This window comes from Exiguobacterium sp. ZWU0009, from assembly GCF_000798935.2.
GTDB classification, from domain to species: Bacteria; Bacillota; Bacilli; order Exiguobacteriales; family Exiguobacteriaceae; genus Exiguobacterium_A; species Exiguobacterium_A acetylicum.
In genome coordinates this window covers 892360-915734 of the sequence record NZ_CP018057.1, presented here as the reverse complement: position 1 = coordinate 915734, position 23375 = coordinate 892360, and the positions used below count along the sequence as shown (strand labels likewise).

21 protein-coding genes are annotated in these 23375 nt (G+C 46.3%); 4 read left to right on the top strand and 17 right to left on the bottom strand.

Annotation, left to right across the window (positions count from 1 at the left end; all coding sequences use genetic code 11):
• Nucleotides 1–96 precede the first annotated feature (96 nt).
• The 3 genes from L985_RS04645 to L985_RS04635 are packed head-to-tail and all read left to right on the top strand — an operon-like array spanning nucleotide 97 to nucleotide 4011.
• On the top strand, nucleotides 97–1635 hold the full coding sequence (locus L985_RS04645) for a Ppx/GppA family phosphatase (RefSeq protein WP_029341049.1): 1539 nt from the start codon (nucleotides 97–99) through the stop codon (nucleotides 1633–1635).
• Nucleotides 1632–3785 (top strand): RNA degradosome polyphosphate kinase, encoded by a 2154-nt coding sequence (locus tag L985_RS04640; protein WP_029341048.1) that lies wholly within the window; start codon nucleotides 1632–1634, stop codon nucleotides 3783–3785. Before L985_RS04645 ends, L985_RS04640 begins: the two co-directional genes overlap by 4 nt.
• A gap of 55 nt (nucleotides 3786–3840) precedes the next feature.
• On the top strand, nucleotides 3841–4011 hold the full coding sequence (locus L985_RS04635) for a XapX domain-containing protein (RefSeq protein ID WP_034785920.1): 171 nt from the start codon (nucleotides 3841–3843) through the stop codon (nucleotides 4009–4011).
• A gap of 121 nt (nucleotides 4012–4132) precedes the next feature.
• Here the strand turns inward: L985_RS04635 and L985_RS04630 are convergent, their stop codons facing one another.
• From L985_RS04630 to L985_RS04610, 5 genes are all read right to left on the bottom strand, one after another.
• The gene (locus L985_RS04630) at nucleotides 4133–4750 is read right to left on the bottom strand and encodes a hypothetical protein (protein WP_047396421.1); all 618 of its coding nucleotides are present in this window, start codon (nucleotides 4748–4750) and stop codon (nucleotides 4133–4135) included.
• Between the two features lie 20 nt (nucleotides 4751–4770).
• The gene (locus L985_RS04625) at nucleotides 4771–5673 is read right to left on the bottom strand and encodes a deoxyribonuclease IV (protein ID WP_029341047.1); all 903 of its coding nucleotides are present in this window, start codon (nucleotides 5671–5673) and stop codon (nucleotides 4771–4773) included.
• Between the two features lie 98 nt (nucleotides 5674–5771).
• A complete protein-coding gene (locus L985_RS04620) occupies nucleotides 5772–7124 on the bottom strand; it encodes a DEAD/DEAH box helicase (protein WP_029341046.1) in 1353 nt (450 codons plus the stop codon).
• Between the two features lie 47 nt (nucleotides 7125–7171).
• Entirely contained in the window at nucleotides 7172–8125 is a 954-nt protein-coding gene (locus tag L985_RS04615; RefSeq protein WP_029341045.1) for a sugar ABC transporter substrate-binding protein, read from the bottom strand.
• Nucleotides 8122–9885 carry a two-component system sensor histidine kinase NtrB gene (locus L985_RS04610; RefSeq protein WP_029341044.1) on the bottom strand — a complete coding sequence of 588 codons (1764 nt, stop codon included), beginning with the start codon at nucleotides 9883–9885 and terminating at the stop codon, nucleotides 8122–8124. The genes L985_RS04615 and L985_RS04610 overlap by 4 nt, the downstream gene beginning before the upstream one ends.
• A gap of 145 nt (nucleotides 9886–10030) precedes the next feature.
• Here L985_RS04610 and L985_RS04605 point away from each other — a divergent pair, with 145 nt between their 5' ends.
• Complete coding sequence (locus tag L985_RS04605) at nucleotides 10031–10978, top strand: 4-hydroxy-3-methylbut-2-enyl diphosphate reductase (RefSeq protein ID WP_029341043.1); 948 nt, start codon at nucleotides 10031–10033, stop codon at nucleotides 10976–10978.
• Nucleotides 10979–11082: 104 nt separating this feature from the next.
• Here L985_RS04605 and L985_RS04600 read toward each other — a convergent pair whose 3' ends face one another.
• The 12 genes from L985_RS04600 to L985_RS04545 all read right to left on the bottom strand — a co-directional run bounded on the left by L985_RS04600 (nucleotide 11083) and on the right by L985_RS04545 (nucleotide 23347).
• Nucleotides 11083–12195, bottom strand: a complete 1113-nt coding sequence (locus tag L985_RS04600) for a Nif3-like dinuclear metal center hexameric protein (protein WP_047396418.1) — start codon at nucleotides 12193–12195, stop codon at nucleotides 11083–11085.
• Nucleotides 12195–12911, bottom strand: a complete 717-nt coding sequence (locus tag L985_RS04595) for a tRNA (adenine(22)-N(1))-methyltransferase (RefSeq protein ID WP_084642257.1) — start codon at nucleotides 12909–12911, stop codon at nucleotides 12195–12197. The genes L985_RS04600 and L985_RS04595 overlap by 1 nt, the downstream gene beginning before the upstream one ends.
• Before the next feature lie 120 nt (nucleotides 12912–13031).
• The gene (gene cccA, locus L985_RS04590) at nucleotides 13032–13373 is read right to left on the bottom strand and encodes a cytochrome c550 (RefSeq protein ID WP_029341040.1); all 342 of its coding nucleotides are present in this window, start codon (nucleotides 13371–13373) and stop codon (nucleotides 13032–13034) included.
• Nucleotides 13374–13526: 153 nt separating this feature from the next.
• Nucleotides 13527–14612 (bottom strand): RNA polymerase sigma factor RpoD, encoded by a 1086-nt coding sequence (rpoD, locus tag L985_RS04585; RefSeq protein ID WP_023467512.1) that lies wholly within the window; start codon nucleotides 14610–14612, stop codon nucleotides 13527–13529.
• A 34-nt stretch (nucleotides 14613–14646) separates the two neighbouring features.
• Nucleotides 14647–16443 carry a DNA primase gene (gene dnaG / locus L985_RS04580; RefSeq protein WP_047396414.1) on the bottom strand — a complete coding sequence of 599 codons (1797 nt, stop codon included), beginning with the start codon at nucleotides 16441–16443 and terminating at the stop codon, nucleotides 14647–14649.
• A 146-nt stretch (nucleotides 16444–16589) separates the two neighbouring features.
• Nucleotides 16590–17399 (bottom strand): pyruvate, water dikinase regulatory protein, encoded by an 810-nt coding sequence (locus L985_RS04575; RefSeq protein WP_047396410.1) that lies wholly within the window; start codon nucleotides 17397–17399, stop codon nucleotides 16590–16592.
• 12 nt (nucleotides 17400–17411) lie between these two features.
• Nucleotides 17412–18041, bottom strand: a complete 630-nt coding sequence (locus tag L985_RS04570) for a transcriptional regulator CcpN (protein ID WP_047396404.1) — start codon at nucleotides 18039–18041, stop codon at nucleotides 17412–17414.
• 21 nt (nucleotides 18042–18062) lie between these two features.
• On the bottom strand, nucleotides 18063–20123 hold the full coding sequence (gene glyS / locus L985_RS04565; protein ID WP_047396400.1) for a glycine--tRNA ligase subunit beta: 2061 nt from the start codon (nucleotides 20121–20123) through the stop codon (nucleotides 18063–18065).
• A complete protein-coding gene (gene glyQ / locus L985_RS04560) occupies nucleotides 20116–21006 on the bottom strand; it encodes a glycine--tRNA ligase subunit alpha (protein WP_047396492.1) in 891 nt (296 codons plus the stop codon). The genes glyS and glyQ overlap by 8 nt, the downstream gene beginning before the upstream one ends.
• A gap of 288 nt (nucleotides 21007–21294) precedes the next feature.
• Complete coding sequence (gene recO, locus L985_RS04555) at nucleotides 21295–22044, bottom strand: DNA repair protein RecO (RefSeq protein WP_023467502.1); 750 nt, start codon at nucleotides 22042–22044, stop codon at nucleotides 21295–21297.
• A gap of 3 nt (nucleotides 22045–22047) precedes the next feature.
• Nucleotides 22048–22956: a GTPase Era gene (gene era, locus L985_RS04550; RefSeq protein ID WP_023467500.1), complete on the bottom strand. Its 909-nt coding sequence runs from the start codon at nucleotides 22954–22956 to the stop codon at nucleotides 22048–22050.
• Entirely contained in the window at nucleotides 22949–23347 is a 399-nt protein-coding gene (locus L985_RS04545) for a cytidine deaminase (RefSeq protein ID WP_023467498.1), read from the bottom strand. Before L985_RS04545 ends, era begins: the two co-directional genes overlap by 8 nt.
• Between the last annotated feature and the right edge of the window lie 28 nt (nucleotides 23348–23375).

Genomic DNA, 23375 nt, shown 5'->3' with positions numbered 1-23375 from the left:
ATTCAAGGTACAATAAAGAAAGAAGCTAGCTGTTTCCGGCTTGTTCAGAGAGGGAATTCTTTTAGTGCACGCATCGCAGAGAGGAGTCGGAGTCATTTGAAACAAGAACTTGCAGTCATCGATATCGGTTCCAACTCGATTCGTTATGTTATCTTCCATCCGATCGCTTCTGGTCGCTATATCGAGAAGATTAATATTAAAGTCGTCGCCCGATTATCTGCTCACATCAACGAGGATGGAGCACTCGATGATGAAGGCATCGCCTTACTCGAAGAAACTTTACATCGTTTTTATGAAGTTGGTGTCACCCATGAAGTCGAAGAAACGATCTGTGTCGCGACAGCAGCCATCCGTAATGCAACGAACCGAGATGCCATCGTTGAATCCGTTACAGAAAACACGCCTTTTTCCATTCAGGTTCTGACAGATGAACAAGAAGCATACTATGGCTATTTTGCCATCATCAATTCGACCTTCCTGACTGATGGCTTTTCTGTCGATATCGGTGGTGGTTCCATGGAAGTCACCTTGATTGAAAATCGCGAAATGGTGGCGTATCACAGCTTTCCATTTGGTGCCGTCACCTTGACACGGCAATTCGTTTCGGACGAGACACTAAGTGCCAGCGATAAGAAGAAATTGGTGAAATTCCTACGGGAACAATTCGAATCGGTTCCATGGCTGAGTGATAAAAAGCTTCCTTTAATCGGTGTCGGTGGTTCAGCCCGAAATTTCGTTCGGATCCATCAGTCGAATCAGGACTATCCCCTTCGAAGTGTTCACCAATATCAAATCAAAGCGAAAGAACTCGCGAAGATGGTCGACGATCTCGAAGGAAGGTCGGCGAAACAACTATCGAAAATCGAAGGACTCTCAAAAGATCGAATTGATATCTTCCTGCCGGCATTGATTGCGATTCAAGAGTTAGCCCATCACATCGAAGCGGAAGAATTCGTAATGAGTAATCTCGGTCTTCGCGAAGGTCTTGTTTACGAGTTCGATGTGCAGGACGAAGCATACCGTCGGATTGAAAACGTACGTGAGCAAAGTCTCTATCAGCTCGAAAGCGACTATAAGGTCAATCGAGATCGTGCGTCATATATTGGAACACTCGCCAAATCGATGTACCGGCAGCTCGTCACGCTCGACTTGATTTCAGAACGCGCGTCTGAGCTACGACTGCTCGATTCAGCAAGTCGCTTATTTTATTGTGGACAATACATTAATCCACATACACGATCGGACCAGACGTTCTACCTGTTGACGAATACCGAATTGAATGGCATGACGCACAAGGATCGCGTTGCTCTCTCGCTCGTCAGTTCCTATTCTTCTGCCAAACGGATGAACCAGCTTGCGAAACCTTTCAAGGACTGGTTTACGGAAAAATCGCTGGATCGCTTCGACCTACTTGGATCTCTCCTCAAATTAAGTCATGCGCTCGACGTGACGGAGCGAAAAGCTGTCGATCATTTGGAACTGTTCCTTGAAAAGGATCAACTCCAATTCGTCCTCGATACAGGGGATCATGATTATGGATTCGAAGTCGAAAAAGCGGAAAAACAAAAGAAACATCTGGAACGAATCATTGATTGTACGATTACCTTCGAAACGAAAGGAGATCTTCCTTCATGAAGCTCGACATACCTGAACATTTCAATAATCGTGAGCTCAGCTGGCTCCAGTTCAACAAACGTGTGCTGGATGAAGCGTTTGACACACGCAATCCGCTAATGGAACGTTTTAAGTTTCTCGGTATCTTTAGTTCCAATCTAGACGAGTTCTATATGGTACGAGTCGGTGGTTTAAAGGATGAAGTACTCGCCGGGTTCAATAAACCAGAAAATAAACAACAGATGACACCCAAACAACAGTTACGTGCGATCGCAGCGAAAACAAAAGAGTTAGTCGATCGGCAATACGAAGCATTTCAAGCAATCAATCAGACGTTATCCGATGAAGGCATTACATTCTTGAAATACGACGCTCTGACTTCGGAACAAACGACCTATGTAAAATCCTTTTTCCGTGAACAAGTCTTTCCGGTACTCACGCCCGTTGCCGTCGATGCCTATCGTCCGTTCCCGATGCTCTCGTCAAAGTCACTCAACATTGCGACGGTGCTTGAGGCAGAAGACGGGACAAAACGAAATTTGGCGCTCGTACAAGTACCTGCTGTCTTGCCACGATTCGTCGATTTACCGGTAGAAGATGACGAGACGACGGCTGTCATCTTACTCGAAGACGTCATCATCGCCTTCATCGATAGTCTATTCAAAGGTTATCGTGTGTTGTCTGCCATGCCGTTTCGAATTACGCGTAATGCCGACCTTCCGTTTCATGAGGAAGGTACCCATGATTTATTAAAGCTGATTGAGAAAGAATTAAAAAAACGGCGTTGGGGAGTCGCCATTCGACTCGAAGTTCAAAAAGCTGCCATCAATACCGAACTGCTCAACATGTTACGCGATGTACTGGATTTACAGGAACGCGACATCTTTGCCGTGGATGGTCCGATTGATTTGACGTTCTCCTTTGCCTTCTACAGTCAAATCGGTATTGAATATGATCATTTGATTTATCAGACGATCATGCCGGTCGACCCACCAGCACTCGATAGTTCAAAAAATCTGTTTAATCAATTGCTGGAACGCGACTATCTCTTGCATCATCCGTATCATACGTTTGATCCTATCGTCCGGTTCATCGTCCAAGCGGCGAATGATCCGAACGTCCTTGCCATCAAACAAACGCTTTATCGCGTATCTGGTGATTCTCCGATCATCAAGGCCTTGAAAACGGCCGCCGAAAACGGGAAACAGGTCACCGTCCTCGTTGAACTTAAGGCTCGATTTGACGAGGCGAAGAACATTGAATGGGCGAAGCAACTAGAAAAGGTCGGCGCCCATGTCATTTACGGATATAGTGATTTAAAGACCCACTCGAAGATCACGCTCGTCGTCCGACTCCACGAAGGCAAGATTCAGCGTTTCGTCCATCTTGGTACTGGCAATTATAATGATTCGACCGCGAAGTTATATACGGATGTCGGATTGCTGACGGCTCGGGAAGAAATCGCCGAAGATGCGACGAACTTCTTCAATTGGTTATCCGGGTACGGGGAACAGCCGGAATGGAACGTCATCCAAACTTCACCAAATGCAATGCTTGAGAAGTTCCTGTCATTGATTGATGAAGAGATTCATCATCATAAAAAACACGGAAACGGTCGAATCGTTGCCAAGATGAATAGTTTAACGGAAAAAGACATCATTTTACGGCTCTACAAGGCATCGCGTGCCGGTGTCCAAGTCGAACTCATCGTTCGGGGCGTCTGTTGTCTGCGTCCTGGCATTCCAGATGTTTCGGAGAACATTCGCGTCATCTCGATCGTCGATCGTTACTTGGAGCATTCACGCATCTTCTACTTCCATCACAACGGACAGGATTTGATGTATGGGTCAAGCGCTGACTGGATGACGCGTAACATGCGAAAACGGATTGAAATCTTGTTCCCGATCATGGACGAAGAACATAAAGAGTATTTAAAGGATTGTCTCGCCCTCGCCCTTGCTGATAATGTGAAGTCGCGTGAACAGGCAGCCGATGGATCCTATCATTACGTCAAAGACGGAAAACAGAGCTGTGAATCCCAGTTACTGATTCAAGACTATACGAGCGGCAAACTAAAACAAAAACCTATTTTTACAGCTCCATTGACTCAAAAGTGGATCACAATCGAAAAAAAGGATGACAAAGTCATTCTTGATCAAAACGCTACTTGACGTTTAATATGTACTTTACTTCAAATGCTGATTTACAGCAGAAAGGACGAAATGTATGCTTCAACAAATTTTGTTATCCCTTCTCGCAGGCGTCATCTGCGGTGTCGTATTCACCGCACTGAAACTGCCGATTCCTGCCCCACCCGTTTTCCCAGCTATCGTCGGGATCTTTGGTGTCTTCCTTGGGATGAAAATCTATCTATTTTTAGTAGAACGCTTTTTCTAATTCAAACAAAAATCGTTCTCTTTCTGCGCCAGGCAGTCAGAGAACGATTTTTTTGATTCTGTTTAAGGTTTTAATGATTAAATGATCATTCGTGCGAGCTCCGCTTGAATAGGGAAAGCTTTTACTCACTCTCTTCCGTTGCCGCAGCCGTATCTACCGCATGCAACATCTGTTGATGTAACCATCGGTGACAGGTCGGGCAAACCGTCTGATATCCTTCTGGTGTCAAATGCCATTCGAGTAACGACTGCCTAGACTCCTCACAATGAACACATTGACGCGCGACTTGTTCCAGATGATTTCGCTCCTTAAAGCGCTCGATTCGACGTTGTTTAGACTGTTCGAGTGTCAGTACATCCGTTTCGAAATACCCATACTGCCATGAATCGAGCAGACGTGTGCGAACCACGCCTTCGACTGGTTCGGTTTTAAGACCAAGTTGATCGAGTGGTCGTCCAAGTAAGGGATGACGTAAATCCACACTGATGAGGTCAAGGCACACATAGGACCCTTCTGAGTCGTCAGCAGCCGTCAACCAAAACGGATCTTCTGGACGTGTCGTATACTCCGTAAACAAAGCTTCTGCATACGCAATGATACCATTGGTCGTCGCAAGAAAAACTTCTTCTCCCTCTGCCAGTTCTCCCGGCAAATAAAACGGTTCCTTTGTTTCATAATAGTGGACAACAGCTTGTCGGATCGCGAAGCTTGCCTCATCGACGACGAATAGATGACACATCACAGACACCCCTTTATGAGTTATTCGACCGGTGCACCTAGAATCGGTAAACGCCAGTCCGCGTCAAATGCACCAGAACGTAACATATCAATTTCTTCTTTATACGGCGCGACTTTTTTCTTTGGATCGAGTCCAATGTATGGTGTCTCTAGAATTTTTGGCAAATGGGCAAGTGCAGGATGATGCACGACACGGTGTAACGTATCAAATCCAATCTCACCAAAGCCGATGTTTTCATGACGGTCCTTCCGTGCGCCGCGGACGTTCTTCGAGTCGTTTACGTGAATGACCCCAAGACGATCGAGTCCGACGATCCGGTCGAATTGTTCGAGGACACCATCTAGGTCGTGCACGATATCGTATCCCGCATCATGCACGTGACATGTATCGAGACAGACAGACAAACGATCATGATGTGTGACGCCTTCGATGATTTGAGCAAGCTCCTCGAAGGTTTTTCCGATTTCCGATCCTTTTCCCGCCATCGTCTCAAGCGCGATCTTGACCCGTTCTTCGCCTGTCAGTACCTCGTTGAGTCCTTGAATGATGCGTTTGATTCCAACATCCTCTCCAGCCCCGACGTGCGCACCTGGATGTAATACGATATGCTGTGCCTTTTCTAATGCCTCTGCTCGTTTGATCTCAGCTGCTAAAAACGAAACGGCGAGTTCGAATGTCTCGGGTTTTGTCGTATTCCCCAAGTTGATAATATACGGTGCATGCACAACGATTTCCTCTATTCCATTAGCACTCATATGTTGCAATGCTTCTTGAATCCGTAACTCTTCCATCGGCTTACGTCGTGTATTTTGAGGTGCTCCTGTATAGACCATCATCGTCGTTGCACCGTAAGATGCCGCTTCCTCACTTGCACCTAACAGCATTTTTTTCCCCGAAACGGAGACGTGTGAACCTATTTTCATGTTCTTTTCCACCTTTCTCTTTTTACAGTGTACCAAATCTTGAAAACGACAAGACACCCGAAAAATGTTTTTTCATTTCACGGGTGTCTTCGACAATGTTATTTTGATTTGCGTGCGTTTTCTTTACGTTGCGCGCGACCGACACCACGTTGTTCTTTGATGCGTTCACGTTTTGCTGTTTCTTTCAGCTTGTATTGATGTTTCTTCTTATAACCTGGTTTAACACGTTTTTTCGCTTTTGCTGCTTCACCCGAAAGGCGACTATGCGCTGTCTTCGAGACGGCAGTCTTCATGTGCGGCTTCGCACGGCGACGTTCTTTGACTTCGACGATTTGACTACCTTTGACATCGACGTTCGTGAATTGAATGCCACGGTCCTCTAAGCGATTGATCATACCGTTCTCGTGATCTTCAAACAATGTGTACGCCAATCCATCTTGATCGACACGACCTGTCCGACCTACACGGTGGACGTAGAAGTCTAAATCTTTTGGAATACCATGGTTGATGACGTGCGAGACACCTGAAATATCAATTCCGCGTGCAGCAAGATCCGTCACGATGACGTATTGATACTTCGCATCGTTGATTTCTTTGATGGCTTGCTTACGACGACGAGCCGGAAGGTCTCCGTGAAGAGAACCAACGTTCAATCCTGCTTCTAAGAACAAAGCTTCGACTTCGATTGCTTCTGCTTTTGTATTCGTAAAGATCAAACAGATATACGGATTCAGCGCTTTCGCGACTTTCAACGTCAATTGCGAGCGCTCACGGTGCTTGACCGGAATCGTATGGTGAACGATTTTCTTCGCTGTCTGTTGTTTTGGATCCACATGCGCATAACGCGGGTTATTCATATATTTTTTCAAGAACGGTTGCAATTTCTCAGGAATCGTTGCTGAGAAGACCATCATCTGAAGCTGTTCTGGAAGAGCTTGCGCAATCCGGTCAACTTCTGGCAAGAAGCCCATGTCGAGCATTTGATCCGCTTCATCGATGATATAATGCTTCACGAAATGTGGCTTCAATGCTTGTTCCTTGAATAAATCTAGAATACGTCCCGGTGTTCCGATGACGATTTGGGGTGAGACTTTTACACGACCGATTTGACGTTCGCGATCCATTCCACCTGTAATGAGACTCGTCTTGATGAAGTCTGGTTCCTTCACGAGTAACGATTTCAGTTCTTCATGAATTTGCCAAGCAAGTTCGCGCGTTGGAGCAACGATGATTGCTTGTAATTCTTGAAGCTTTGGATCGACGTTTTGAACGATCGGAAGAAGGAACGATAACGTTTTTCCTGTGCCGGTTTGTGATTGACCGATGATATCGCGTCCCTTTACTGCAGCTGGGATGATCCGCGACTGAATGTCGGTCGGTTTTGTGATGCGGGCGTCATCGAGTGCTTCGATGACGAACGGGTGTAATTGATAATGGCTGAATCCATTCATGAATTGACACCGTCCTTTCCTTATTTGCTGAGGCTTCTGCCTCTCGATTAGTTCAACATGGTTATGGGTCTACTACCGTCATACAGATAGGAGTACGTATAAAAACGAGTTGGAATCTTTTTGTTTTTCGTATGAAGCTTCAATGCACTGAAGGCGACTTTCATCATCTCATCAGCACTCTGGACGACCGTCGCATCCATCGATTTCATGTCAACAGCTTCTAATATAGCACGATTCCCGTCTATGCCGACAATTATTTTTCCTTTGATGCCTGCTTTTTTCAATGCTTCGAGGACACCTAGCGCGATATCGTCATTGTGACAATAGACGGCATCAAACGGAATTCCCGACTCAATCACCTGCGTCATGACCTGTTCTGAAGTGACGGGATCGTAATCTCCATTCACGGATTCGACGATTTGAAGTTCCGCCTCACGCTCAAGACCAGTCAAAAATCCCCGGTGTCGTTCATTCGTCGTATTGACGTTTGCCGTACCTGCGACTTCAATGATATTAGCGGTGGCTCGTCCCGTCTGCTTGATGCGTTCATGTTTGATGAACGAGGCAAGTTGTTCCCCGATCAATTGGTTATTCGAGGTGATCGAACTGACGACTGCTTCGGAGCGAATCAATCGATCGATCGCGAAGACCGGAATCCCAGCACGGGCTGCCTCTTCTAACGTACTAGCGATATAGACATCATCCAGCGTCGTCACGAAGATTGCATCCACCTTCATTCGAATGAACTCTTGAATCTGCTCACGTTCATTGATGCGTGAGTTATGAGACGTCGCGACGACTGCTTCATATTTATTCAGTTTGGCTTGTGTCTTGAACGCATCGACAAGTCGTTGCGCAAATTCATGTTTATCATTGACGATCGTGAAGCCGATGAGATGACGACGTGGACTCGGATCCGGATTGACGAATAAATTGGAAATGAACAAAACGGATGAAATCCAAACAATTAGGACGAATAACCAGGCCTTATTGAATTTCATTCCGTTTGCTCCTTTCGAGGTAAGTGGACTTGAATCGTCGTACCGACCCCTGGCTTACTATCAAAAATCATCTTTCCTTTATGATCACGAACGATTTGTTTCGACATGAAGAGTCCAAGTCCATTGCCATCGACTTTTGATGTCTTAAACGCTTGACCGACATGATCAATTTGATTTCCATCCATCCCTACCCCATTATCCTGAACAATGAATACGACTTCTTCTGGATAAACGTGGACATGCAGATGACAGATTCCATCCGGTCCTTTAAACGCGACAGCTTGAAGAGCATTACGGACACAGTTTGCTAAAATCTGCAAAATCCCCTCTTCCGATGCATAAATCTTTGGCATGAAGGACGGTGTATAAATTTTGCAGTCCGCTTCGTAATGATGAGCTTCCGCTTCTAAGATATATGTCAGCTTCTTCATTAAATCATTCATATCGATCGTCGTTTTTTGAAGCGCATTGTTTTCGCCTTTCGATAAATCAAGCATCGTTTGAATCATGCCATTTGCTCGATCCAGTTCCGATAAGGCGAGAATCAACATTTCTGGATCACGATCCTTTTCTGCTGCTAACAACTGTAACGTCATCTTGACTGGCGTTAGTGGATTACGGATTTCGTGGGCAATTCCAGCTGCTAGTTGACCCAGTGAGGCTAGTTTTTCTTGATGTAACATCGTTTGTTGTTGACTCAACTGCTCAAGGCGCGCATTTTCCATCCGTTGAGCGTACTCGTTATAGGCAGCAACGAGTGTCTTGACTTCGTTTGATCCGGCACGCTCGAGAACGATTGGTTTGGGTGAGGTGCTTTTCTCAATCTTATTCACAAGTTCAAGCATCGGCGCCGTCAATTGTTTTGACATCAAATAGCCGACGATCAGACTGAGGACGAGCGTCAAGGCAGCGATGATCAAATACTGTTGCCGTGTCGTGTAGACTGGTTCATAAAAGACGCTTCGTGGCGTTCGAACGAGAATCTTCCAATCCGTCACCTTCAAATCTTTCGCAAAGTAATACATATCTTGGTTCGTACTAAAAATCTCAGAAGGCTCTACCGATTCAAAAGCACGTTCAATGACACTTTTCGATAATAAGCGTTCTTCATCCGGTACCAGATTACTGGATGTGGCTAACAATTCTTTTTTACTATTGAACAGGTAGGCAATCGTTTGATCGTCAAATGATTCAAGTGAATTCCGAAAGACGATCGAGTTCATGACACTTAACCCACCACCAAAGACACCGACACGTTCATTGCCGTCTCGAACCGGAACGAACATATAGGAAACGGCGTCTGATTCCATCGTATACAACTTACTCATATGAAAATCCGTACTCGTCAACGTTTGCAAGAATTCATCATCTTTTAGGATCGTACTGTTTTCTATGCGTCGATCCTCACTTGAGAACCAAGTGATTTGCTTCGTCTGTCGATCAAAGTAGAAGAAACTCTTAAATCCTGTATCAATGTCTAATAGATTTGATTCTTCAATTTTTTGTTTCAGCTTTTCGGGGTTTTTGACATTCAACTGCAAGCTCATGATCTCTTCGTGCAGATTCCCAATATTGTCGCGAATCGCATTTCCTGAGACCTCGACACTCTTTTCGCTCTGTTTCTCTGTTTGTTGCTCGACCCGAGAAATCGTGACCCGGTCAGCAGTGAAGGCAAGCGCTGAAATGACAAGACAAATCAGGATGAATAAGACGGCGGTGATTTGAAAAAAATACGACCGCATCATTTTCTTAGACTCCATCCCTTCGCCTCCCTTTTGAATAATTGACAACTTCATTAGTATAGCATGTTCTGTGGATGAAACAGACTCCTCTATTTTCATTCAGCTTCAATCAATGGTACACTCTAACTAATCATTCTTTTTCGCAAAGGGAGAATCCATAACTATGCTAGTAAAAAAAATCAGCCCCCGCGGCTATTGTTACGGTGTCGTCGATGCAATGAAACTTGCACAACAAGCGGCATTGAATAAAGACTTGCCACGTCCGATCCATATTTTAGGGATGATCGTCCACAATGCTCACGTGACACGTGAGTTCGAAAATATGGGTGTCATCACTGTCGATGGTCCCGATCGCCTCGAAGCGTTAGAGACGATTCAAGAGGGCACTGTCATCTTTACTGCACACGGCATTTCACCTGCTGTTTATGCCCGTGCTGCTGAGAAAAACTTACACGTCGTCGATGCAACATGTCCTGACGTGACGCGTACACATGATTTGATTCGCCAAGTCGTCGCGGATGATTATGAAGTCATCTACGTCGGCAAACATGGACACCCGGAACCTGAAGGTGCAGTCGGTGTAGCACCAGAGCATGTGCACCTCATCGAAAAAGTCGAAGATATCGATGAACTCCCGCCTCAGCTTGCCCACAAAAAAATCATCGTCACGAATCAAACGACGATGAGCCAATGGGATGTCCAAGCTTTGATGGAACACGTTCGTAAAAAATATCCGCATGTAGAAGTACACAATGAAATCTGTAACGCAACACAAGTCCGGCAAGAAGCGGTGGCTGATCAAGCAGGAGATTGCGATCTCGTCATCGTCGTCGGGGATCCGCGTTCAAACAACTCGAACCGCTTAGCACAGGTATCCTTTGACATCGCTGGAACTCCAGCGCATCGGATTGGTGATTTGACAGAACTTGATTTGACTTGGCTTGAGGGTGTGACTCAAGTTGGTGTCACATCAGGTGCATCAACACCAACACCGATCACGAAAAAAGTCATCGATTTCCTACAACAATATGATCCTGCTGATATCAGTACGCATGACAAGACACCGTTCCTTGAATTACGACGTATCTTGCCTAAAGTCAAAGTACTTTGATCATAACAATCGATACAGCAAAACCGAGTCGCGATCCTCAATCGCGACTCGGTTTTTTTTTATTGCTAAATAGGACGGTAGTATCGACGTAATCCATCGATTCATCATAAAAACTGAAACGGATTCGTATTCGCTGTTGAAATCAATAGTTCGACGTCGATTTTTTTCTGTTCGAATCGACGCTTCAATTCGTTGACGACGCCTTCTTTCATGACTGACTCTACATGATGTCCCGGATCGACGACTGCTAGTCCAAGTGCCATCGCATCATGCGCCACATGAAAATAGAGATCGCCTGTCACAAGGACATCTGCTCCCGCAAATGCTGCAGTCGAGACATACTTATTGCCGTCACCACCAAGGACTGCTACTTTTTGGATGTGGCGTGATTCGTCTCCAACGAAGCGTAAGTTTTGTACTCCAAACGCATCGCGAACATGCTCTGCAAATTCCCGTAACGTCATTGCTTCCGGTAACCGACCAATCCGTCCGAGACCAAGTGATGTTGCCGGGCGTTCTTGACGAATGAGATCATAGGCGACTTCCTCATATGGATGAGCCTGTTTCATCGCTCGAATGACTTGTTTCTGATTCAGTTCCGTGACGATCGTCTCGATTCGGACTTCTGAGACGCGTTCGAGTCGCCCTGCTTCACCAATATACGGGGTAGCTTCCGTCAACGGTCGGAATTGACCCGTTCCATCGACGTGGAATTGACAATCACTGTAGTCCCCTTCTTTTCCTGCTCCCGCTTGTGCAAGGGCTGTTGAAACGCGCTCTACAGCCTCAGTCGGTACGAAGACACTTAGTTTATATTGCGTGTTTTCAAACGTCGGTGCTAGTACTTCACAAGACTCAAGACCAAGCGCATCTGCCATCCAGTCATTGACCCCACCTGTTGTCACGTCAAGGTTCGTATGCGCAGCATACACCGCAATATCGTGTTTGATACATTTGGTGACGATCCGTCCTGTTGCAGAACGATCCGTTACATTTGCTAACTTACTAAAAATCGGTGGATGATGTGCGATGATGAGATCGACCTTCTTTTCAATCGCTTCATCGACGACAGACTCCAAGACATCAAGTGTCACGAGTACACGTTTGACGTCCTTGTTCAATGTTCCGATTTGTAGACCAATCGGATCACCTTCGAGTGCGAATTTTTTCGGAGCAAATGCTTCAAACTGCTCAATGACATGGTTCCCATTCGCCATTAGTTCGTCACCTCTTCCATCTTTTGAATCAATCGTTCGATGGCTTCGATTTTTTCAGATAAAACTTCCGTTGCTTGTCCATGTTTCATCTGAGCTAGGATATACTCCCGCTTCTGTTTTTCAGTCTGCCATTTTTCGATGAATTCTGGTGCACGTTCCCGCATTAACTGTGGTCCAAAGAACAATTCCCACTGGCGTGTTGTTTCGTCCTCTGAGTACAGTGTTTCATCTCCACGTTCTGCAACGAGAATTTCATAGATCTTTCCGTTCTCCTCGACGATCGCTTCAGACAATAACGCATATGAATTCGTCAGCAACCACTTCCGGACATCGACTGCATCGACATTCGGTTGAAGAATCAAGCGCTCCTCTCCCGACAATCGATCTTTCCCTTCTTCAAGGATTGAGGCAATCAGCGTTCCCCCCATTCCCGCAATCGTGATCGCCGTTGCTTCACCCGGCTTTAAAACCGATAAGCCACTTCCTAAACGGACATCAATCTGTGATTCGAGACCGACAAGCGCCACTTGTCCTTTTGCCGCTTCCATCGGTCCTTCATTCACCTCTCCTGCAATCGCGCGTTCAATTTTATGTTGCTGGATACAAAAACATGGTACGAATGCATGATCTGATCCAATATCTGCGAGGATTGCTCCTTGTGGAATATACGACACGACTTTTTGGAGTCGTTGATCCAATACGACGTTCATTTGCATCATCTTCATCCTTCCTATTTTCCGAAAAACTCTCTTTTAAAAATAGCGGATTTGCGCTAAAAAAGATACCATACACCACAAAAAAACATCCATCTCGTGAAGAGATAGATGCCCTTGTTCTTATTTCTTAGCAGCTAACCATTTGGCTAGAACAGCTGCTTCTTCGTCATTCGCAAGACCGCCAGGCATTTGCCCTTTACCGTTCATTGCGATGTCTTTAATTTCATCTTCTTTCAGCTTCGCGCCGATCTTTGTTAAGTTCGGACCTGTTCCGCCTTCTAAGTTTCCACCGTGACATCCTGTACATCCTTTAGATGCAAACAAGTCTTCCGGCTTCATTTCTGCAGTTGACGGCCCTTTGCGAGCTTCCTTCACCTGATCGACCCCAAAGTAAGACAATGAAATCATAGCGATGATGGCGATGACTGCGATCGCCGCGAACGGTACTAATGGATTACGCATTTGGATTCCCCCCATATTCTATACCCAACCAAGTTGGTGACTGAATGGTATTCCCCGTTACTATTCTACTGTAAAAAAAACAGGGAAGGAAGAAAAAAACGAAACTTTTTTCTTCCTTCCCACTAAAATTTCATATATTCTTCACACTTTGAATTAATCAAGGAAATCTTTCAAGCGTTTTGAACGACTCGGGTGACGTAACTTCCGAAGTGCTTTTGCTTCGATTTGACGAATCCGCTCACGTGTAACGCCAAATACTTTCCCAACTTCTTCAAGTGTCCGTGTCCGACCATCATCGAGTCCGAAACGAAGACGAAGAACGTTTTCTTCACGATCCGTCAGTGTATCTAACACATCTTCGAGTTGTTCTTTCAAGAGTTCGTATGCTGCAGCATCTTGTGGTGCCGTCGCATCTTGGTCCTCGATGAAATCTCCGAGATGTGAATCATCCTCTTCCCCGATTGGAGTCTCAAGAGAAACCGGCTCTTGCGCAATCTTAAGAATTTCACGGACTTTTTCCGGCGTGATTTCCATCTCTTTCGAAATTTCTTCCGGTGATGGTTCACGTCCAAGATCTTGCAAGAGTTGACGCTGGACACGAATCAATTTATTGATCGTCTCAACCATGTGAACCGGAATTCGGATTGTCCGCGCTTGGTCAGCAATCGCGCGTGTGATTGCTTGACGAATCCACCATGTTGCATACGTCGAGAATTTATATCCCTTCGTATAGTCAAATTTCTCGACCGCTTTGATCAGACCCATGTTGCCTTCTTGAATCAAATCAAGGAACAACATGCCGCGTCCGACATAACGCTTCGCAATCGAAACGACGAGACGTAAGTTTGCTTCCGCCAATCGTTTTTTTGCTTCTTCATCGTTTTGTTCGATTCGTTTCGCGAGTTCAACTTCGTCTTCTGCATTCAACAAATCAACGCGTCCGATTTCTTTTAAATACATCCGGACAGGGTCATTGATCTTGACACCAGGAGGAACAGACAAATCGTTTAGATCCGCCTCTTCTTTCTCATCTCCTGTGCCGTCATTATTGACCTTGATACCTTCTGTTTCAAGCAACTGGAGGAATTCCTCGAATTGTTGAGCATCCATTGATTCGAACGAACTTAGTTTGTCTTCGATCTTTTGGTGTGACAATTCACCATTTTTATGTCCGAGCGCGATAAGTTCCTCTTTCGCGAGACGGAGTAATTCAGCTTCTGATCTTGCTTTTTCTGCCATCGAACCATACACTCCTTCCACATCATGCAGCAGGTCATCGATCTTTTAAACGACGCTTCCGTTCTATGATCGCCTGCATCAGCTCCGCTTGAGCACGGATATCTGTTTGTTGATTCAATCGTGACTTTTCTTCTTCTAACAACCGACGTTGCTGTTCATTTTGGACGGCACGAATGTAGTGACTGAGTAAGTCAGGATCATACTCAGGCATCAGCATGAACTCTAAATCCGCTACGATTCGTTGCAAAGAGGCGTCGTGCAACATCGTCAAAAAACGATCAGGACTTCCTTGCGTACCTGCTCCGTAAAATTCATATAGCTTGCCGGCAATCAATTGGTGTGCCGGATCATTGAATTGGACACCTAGTTGCTCTCGCACTTCAAGACATACTTCTTCTGAACGGATCATGTAGGCAAGCAAGAAGCGTTCTGCCTTTTTCCAGTTCGCGAACGTTCGGTCAGGAGGTGCTGTCGGTAGAGCAACTGGGCGATCGGAAACGACTTGTTCTCTCTTCGGTTGTTGGACGGTTGGACGCACTTGTGCGATCAAGGAGTCTTTCGAGAGTTTGAATTCCTCGGAAAGTTTTCCTAAATAAATGTCCCGTAACAACGGATTGGATGTTCGACCAATCTCTTCAAGCATAGTTTCAATATATCGAACGCGTTCTCCTTCTAATCGCAAGTTTTTTCCTTGTCGAAAATAAAAAGATTTGAATTCAAGACTTGAAACCCGTTCTTGTTCGATCCAGTGTAAAAACGTCTCTTCGCCCTGATTCCCAATGAAGGAATCCGGGTCTTCGCCATCCGGTAAACGGATGACGGAACAGTCGACGGCAACGGCTTCAAGCAACTGTAAGGCTTTTAACGTCGCAGCGCGTCCTGCCTTGTCTCCGTCATAACAAATAATGACTTCATCGACGATACGTGCTAGGTTTTGTGCATGAACCGGTGTTAAGGCTGTTCCTAAAGAAGCTACCGTATAAGGTATACCCGCTTGAGCGACACGCACAACATCAAGATTTCCCTCAACGAGAACAACTTGTTTGATTTTACGCATTGCCCCTCGCGCTTGAGCGAATCCGAATAACAGTTCACTTTTATTGAACAAAGGTGTTTCCGCTGTATTGACGTACTTCGGATCACGACCATCAATCGAACGTCCACTAAATCCGACGATCGTGCCATCACGATCGGAGATAGGGAATACGACTCGACCGTTGAATCGATCTCGATAATCGCCATCGCGTCCGATTGAAATCAATCCCGCTTCGACCATCTCATCTAAATCAAACCCACGTCGTGCCAAGGAATCCACTGTAAAACGATCTTGATCCGGTGCATACCCGAGTCGGAACTCACGCATCGCACCTTCACGGATACCGCGATTCTCTAAATAGATTCGTCCCGCGTCGCCTGCTTCCGTTTGAATCAACACCTCATGATACAACTCGGTGACGATCCGATGTGCCTCGCGCATCCGGAACTTCTTTTCCTGTTCCGGTGTCGATTCCGATTGTTCGAATCGGTCCGGCTCTAGTTCCGGAAGTGTGACATCATTTCGATCAGCTAATTTAGAGACGGCTTCCTTGAAACTCATTCCTTCTGTTTCCATGACGAAAGTGATCGCGTTTCCACCTGCACCACATCCAAAACAGTAGTACATCCCTTTATCAGGAGAAACAGAAAAGGAAGGTGATTTCTCAGAATGAAACGGGCAGAGCCCTGAATATCGATTCCCTTGTTTTTTTAATTCTACACGTTCTGAAATCAATTCGACGATGTCCGTTGCTTGGCGGACCTGATCGACGATTTCATCAGGAATTCGCTTCATTCCGTCCTCTCCCCTTTCCTTGAGAACTTATCCTTACATGACCATACCCGCAATGAAACGGAACGATGACTCGTTCCGTTTCATTAGAAAAAGGGCATTATCTCATTTATCAGCTAAACAAGTATACTATGTTCCTGACTGCTTGACTAGTCATGCGCTTTCCCGGAGATCCCGGTCAAAATCAGGTTCGCCGTTTCCTCGACTGCTTTATTCGTTACATCGATGACTTGGCAACCGATTCGTTCGTATAAATTCCGTGCGTATTCGAGTTCCCGGTTGATTCGGTCCATCTGCGCGTATGCTGCTTCTGGTTTGAGTCCTAATGAACGCAGGCGTTCCATTCGGATGTCGATCAACTTTTCCGGTGAGATGAGTAGTCCAAAACATTTTTCTTTTGGAATATCGAATAGCTCTGCTGGCGGGATCGATTCCGGTACGAGTGGTACGTTCGCTACTTTATATCGTTTCAAAGCCAGATACTGCGAAAGTGGTGTCTTTGATGTACGCGACACTCCGATTAAGACGATATCCGCACGCTTGATGCCTTTTGGATCACGTCCATCGTCATACTTAACAGCAAATTCGACCGCTTCGATTTTCCGGAAATATTCCTCATCTAAACGATAGATCAATCCGGGTTCTTCTTTCGGTTGCATCTGCAAACGATCTTCCATCGTGTCAAGCAATGGACCAAGTAGATCGATCGCTTTTACACCGTGGGCACGCGCCGTGTCTGCAAGCAGACGACGATGGGTCGCATGGACGATCGTAAAAGCGATCGTCGCTTGTTCTTCTTTCGCATGAAGAACCAAGTCATAAATGACTTGATCATCATCGACGAACGGAATGCGGACCGTTTCGATGGCTTGTTCCGGGAATTGGATTGCAGCTGCGCGGACGACGAGTTCACACGTCTCTCCGACAGAGTCACTCACGACATAAATCCGTTGACGCATCAGGAACCCTCCTTAAATTTCTTCATCACGTGCTAAAGCGACCAACACTTTCGTCATGTTCGTCTTCGTCATTCGACCAACGACTTTCAAGACGCCGTTCTCCTCTTCGACGACCGGCATTGAATCAATCTGCTTTTCGATCAGTTTCATGCCGGCACCAATCAACGTCTCCGTTTTTTCACAGACCGTCAAATTCGGCATCCGTGTCATGATGATGTTGACCGGTAACGAGTCTAACTCTTGATTACCGATTGCCGCACGTAGAAAATCCTTACGTGACAACACACCGACTAACGCATGGTCCTTACTGACGACGAACAGAGAACCTACATCTTCTAGGAACAAGTGAACGATCGCATCGTATACGGTCATTCCTTCATGAATGACTTTTGCCGACGACATGAATTCACCGACGGTCAATGTATCGAGTTTCTCATGAAGCATGGACGCATTTTTCTTTCCAACGTACATATAGCCGACACGTGGACGCGCTTCTAACATGCCGGTCATCGTTAAAATCGACAAATCGGGTCGTAATGTCGCCCGTGTCAGGGAGAGCGCTGCAGCAATCTGCTCTCCCGTGATCGGACCATTCTCTTTGACGATTTGGAGTATCTTTTTTTGCCGTTCATTTAACTTCATCGGCTCATCCGTCCTTTTTCTTTACGCTAAAGTAAGTGCATTGAACCGAGCGACTGATTCGATTGCTTGCGCAAATCGTTTCATTTCGCTAAGACGGTTCGTACGGACTGTTTCGTCGTCCGTCATGATCATCGTACCGTCAAAGTATGCTGTGATCGACGGAACGGTTGCCTCAAGTGCCTCAAGCGCTCGTTCATAATCAAGTGACGCGATGGCTTGATCGACCTCTGGTAAGGTTTTCTCAATCGCCTCATGCAACGCGCGTTCCGCATCATTTTCAAAGAGCGCTGGATTAACAGTTGTGACGTCTTCTGCTTTTTTCGAGATGTTTAAGACACGACTGAGTTGTTCGACCGTATTCTTGAACGATTCTTTTTTCGTCGCACTTTCAAGCATCGCAGCACGCTGCTCATTTGCTTCGACTGTCAACGTATGATCAAGAGCGGCTTCGACGACATCATGACGGAAGTTCATTTCCGATAGACGGTATTTCAAGCGTTGTGCAAAGAAGTCTTGTAATGCAGCTTGAACTTCTTCGGCATCCTTCTCATAAAGACCTGCTGCCACCTGTTCCGAAACGACGAAGGCGATCAGTTCTGTCAATGTCAGGTTCAACTTACGATCCGATAAAATCTGAACGATCCCTTGTGCTTGGCGACGTAGTGCATATGGATCCGCTGATCCACTCGGAATCATGCCGACCCCAAAGAATCCAGCGACGCTGTCCATCTTATCGAGAATCGCGTAGAGTGTTCCTGTTGGTGTCTCCGGACTTGCATCACCCGCGAAGCGTGGCATGTAATGTTCACGAATCGCAGCCGCAACTTCCGGATCCTCATTCTTCATGTTCGCATAACGCTCACCCATCAGACCTTGTAATTCTGTGAATTCATAGACCATTTGACTGACGAGGTCGAATTTATAGATTTGTCCTGCACGTTCAACACGTGTTTTGTCCGCACCGACACGATCTGCAAGTGCGAGCGCCATCTGACGGACGCGACGGACTTTTTCGCCTGTCGTTCCTAATTTTTCATGGAAGACGATTTTATCAAGACGTTTCGCCTGTTCATCGATATCTGCTTTTTTATCTTCTTCATAGAAGAACTGCGCATCGGCTAAACGGGCACGGATGACTTTCTCGTTTCCGCGTGCGACGTTTTCAAGATGTGTCGCGTTTCCGTTTCGTACCGTGACGAAATAGTGGAGCAATGCACCGTCACGTTTGACCGGGAAGTAACGTTGGTGTTCTTTCATCGTCGTGATCAAGACTTCTTCCGGCAACTCAAGATACGCTTCATCGAATGCACCGAACAAGGCTGTCGGATACTCGACGAGGTTCGTGACTTCTTCAAGTAAAGACGCATCGATCGGCACTTCGAATTGTTCGCGTGCCGCAAGCGCTGCGATTTGTTCTTCGATCAATTGGCGACGTGCTTCGTAACTGACGATGACGTTTTCTCCTGCGAGCGCTTCGACATACGCGTTCGGACGCAGGATCGTGATGTCCTGCCCGAGGAAACGATGTCCACGTGATGTCCGACCTGTTTCGACGGATGCGACTTCAAACGGGATGACTTGATCATCAAGCAGGGCAATCAACCAACGAATCGGACGCATGTAACGCAATGATTGTGTGCTCCAACGCATGTTTTTCGGGAATGTCATCGCTTCGACGACTTGTTTTAGTCCAGGAAGTAGATCAGCTGTCGCTTGTCCAACTTCCTTACGTGTCGCATAAAGGTATTCGACTCCTTTTTCTTCTCCAAGGAAAAGATCGTCCGTCGTTAACCCTTTACCACGCGCGAATCCTTCGGCTGCTTTCGTCCAGTTACCGTCTTCATCCATCGCGATGCGTTTTGCTGGTCCTTTTAATGTCTCTTCGAGGTCGCTTTGACGTGCTGCGAGACCTTTGACATACACTGCAAGACGGCGTGGTGTCGAGAAGGATTCAACGCTCGCGAACTCAATCCGTGCTTCTTCAAGAAAACGCGTCACGCGTTCCTTGAGTTGTGTTTCGGACTGAAGGACGAATCGAGCCGGCATTTCTTCTAAACCGATTTCAAGTAATAATTCATGCATGTGACTCACCTGCTTTCGACTTGATCAATGGGAAGCCAAGACGTTCCCGTTCTTCGATGAAACTTTGCGCACAACGGCGCGACATGTTCCGGACACGATGGATGAATCCTGTGCGTTCCGTAACAGAGATTGCTCCCTTCGCGTCGAGAAGGTTAAAGGTATGCGAACATTTCAAGATGTAATCATATGCCGGGAAAACGAGGTTCTCGTCCAAGGCACGATTTGCTTCTTTTTCATATTGATCGAACAACGTGAAGAGTAACGCGACATCAGATGTTTCAAACGTATACTTCGAATGTTCGAACTCTGGTTGATAGAAAATATCACCGTATTTGAAGCCATCCGTCCAAACGAGATCAAAGACACTCTCGACGTCTTGAATATACGACGCGAGACGCTCAATTCCGTAAGTGATCTCTACTGCGATTGGATTACACTCGATTCCACCGACTTGTTGGAAGTACGTGAACTGCGTGATTTCCATTCCGTTCAGCCACACTTCCCAGCCGAGACCTGCAGCACCGAACGTTGGGTTCTCCCAGTTATCCTCTACGAAACGGATATCATGTTCGAGTGGGTTGATACCGAGCAACTCGAGACTTTGTAAGTACAATTCCTGAATGTTGTCAGGTGATGGTTTCATGATGACTTGGAATTGATGATGTTGATACAGACGGTTCGGGTTCTCCCCGTAACGACCGTCAGCTGGACGGCGTGATGGTTCTGTATAACAAACGTTCCATGGTTCTGGTCCGAGACTCCGTAAGAATGTCATCGGATTCATCGTACCGGCTCCTTTTTCTACGTCGTATGCTTGCATCGTCAAGCAGCTTTGTTCTGCCCAAAATTTTTGTAATGTCAAGATCATGTCTTGTACTGTCATCTTCACGACTTTCACCTCCGAAATGATTAAGGAACGCAAAAAACGCCCCTATGTACAACAATCGTTGCACATAGGGACGAGACGAGCCCGCGGTTCCACCCTACTTGCATGCATCGCATGCCACTCTTTTTGACAAAGAACACTCCGAAACGCCATTCGCGCCCCTCTCACTCCCAGCTCACACCACCCTGGAATCGCTTGATTGAGAAAAAGACGGTACTCCTTTTCGTCATCGTGTTCATTTAGTTGCTTCTACCGCATTTATTCTACCGAACCCGCTTGTTGCTGTCAATCGTTGCCGAAATCAATCAACTGGTCGAGGACACGTTTTGAACGCAGGCGTAACCCGCTGTAACGTTCCATATAAGCATCCATGATTTGACGCAATAGACGCTTCGTTTCCGGTTTCACCGTCACGGTCCCGATCCGTGAAAAATCGTAGACAGAAAATACGTAAAGCATCTTCGCGACTGCCTCTGACATGAAGACAGCATGTTCATCCTCATGGCGATGCCGGCGACAGAGTAGACCGCCATGGTGTAACGAAAAAGCAAACGGTGCTTCAGCACTCCCGCAAATCGTACAACCATTCAAATGAGGCGCAATCCCTAGATGACGCAACAGACGCAATTCGATGATGAAAGAGACGACGTCAGGATCGAGTCCTTCATCCATCGCCTCCAGTCCTTCGACGAATAAATCATACAGTGCCGGTTGTGGCACCCGTTCATCAAGCGCTTTATCTGCAAGCTCCAGTAGATACATCGCATACGCCATCAAGACGACATCTTGCCGGATATGCGCGTGGCTCGTGATGACGTCTGCTGATTTCAACTGACCGAGACCACGTGACCTTGGATAGATATAGACGGCTCGAACGAAAGGCTGGCTTGCCGCGTTAAAACGACTACCCGGCTTCTTCGCTCCTCGCGCCATGACGGCGAGCTTGCCGTATTCACGTGTCAGTAGCGTGACGATTTTATTCGATTCACCGTATACGACCGTTCGTAGTACAAGCCCTTCCGCCTTATCGATCATCGCTTAGTACTCGTCATCGCGGAAGCCAAGTTCACGCAATTGACCGGCCTTGTTACGCCAATCCTTTTGGACTTTGACCCACAAGTTCAGGTAAACTTTCGTTCCGAGTAACATCTCGATGTCCGTTCGTGCTTCAGAGCCGATTTCTTTTAGAAGTGCTCCGCGTTTACCGATGATGATTCCTTTTTGGGAATCGCGCTCGATCAAGATCGTCGCATGGACATCGACCATGTTTCCATTCTCACGCGTCTTGATTTGATCAATCGCGACTGCGATCGAGTGTGGTACTTCGTCGCGTGTCTTCTGCAAGACTTTCTCACGAATCATCTCTGAGATGATAAAACGCTCCGGGTGGTCAGTGACTTGATCCGCCGGGTAATACATCGGTCCTTCTGGTAAGATCTTCGCGATTTCTTCAAGTAACGGTCCGACGTTGTTACCTTGAAGCGCAGAGATCGGAACGACTGCCGCAAACTCGAGCTCATTTTTATATGACTCGATGATTGGCGGAATATCATTCGGATGAATCAAATCGACCTTATTCATGACGAGAATGATGGGTGTATCGAGTTCCTTCAATTTTTCAATGATGAAATCGTCACCTTTTCCTTTTGGTTCTGTCACGTTGACCATGAACAAAATCGCATCAACTTCACGCAATGCGTTCGTTGCGACCTTCATCATGAAGTCACCGAGTTTATGTTTTGGTTTATGAATCCCTGGTGTATCGATGAAAATCGTCTGAACGTCTTCTGTCGTATAGACACCTTGGATCTTATTTCGCGTCGTTTGTGGCTTATCAGACATGATGGCAATCTTTTGTCCGATGACACGGTTGAGGAATGTCGATTTTCCGACGTTCGGGCGTCCGATGATCGAGACAAAGCCCGATTTGAATCCTTCTTTAAACATGTAAATCCCCTTTCGTGAATGCTCCTGGTAAGAGGGCGCCCACTGTTGTTTCTGTGACATCCCCTTTAAGGTTCGTCAAATAGATTGGCATATCTGCGTCACACATCTCTGATAGCACTTGGCGGCATTGTCCACATGGTGCGACCGGTCCTTCTGTGTCCGCAACGACAGCCATCGCTGCATACTCGCGCGCATCCTGTGCCCATGCAGAGAAGATTGCTGTCCGTTCTGCACAGTTACAAAGACCATATGCAGCGTTTTCAATATTGCAACCATGGAAGACTTGTCCGTCTTTTGTTAGTAGAGCAGCACCGACTTGGAATTTCGAATATGGAACATACGCTTTTTCGCGTGCACGTTTAGCTTGTTCGAGTAATTGTTCTGTTTTCATGTGAGTATCCCCTTCTTAGGAACGGTAT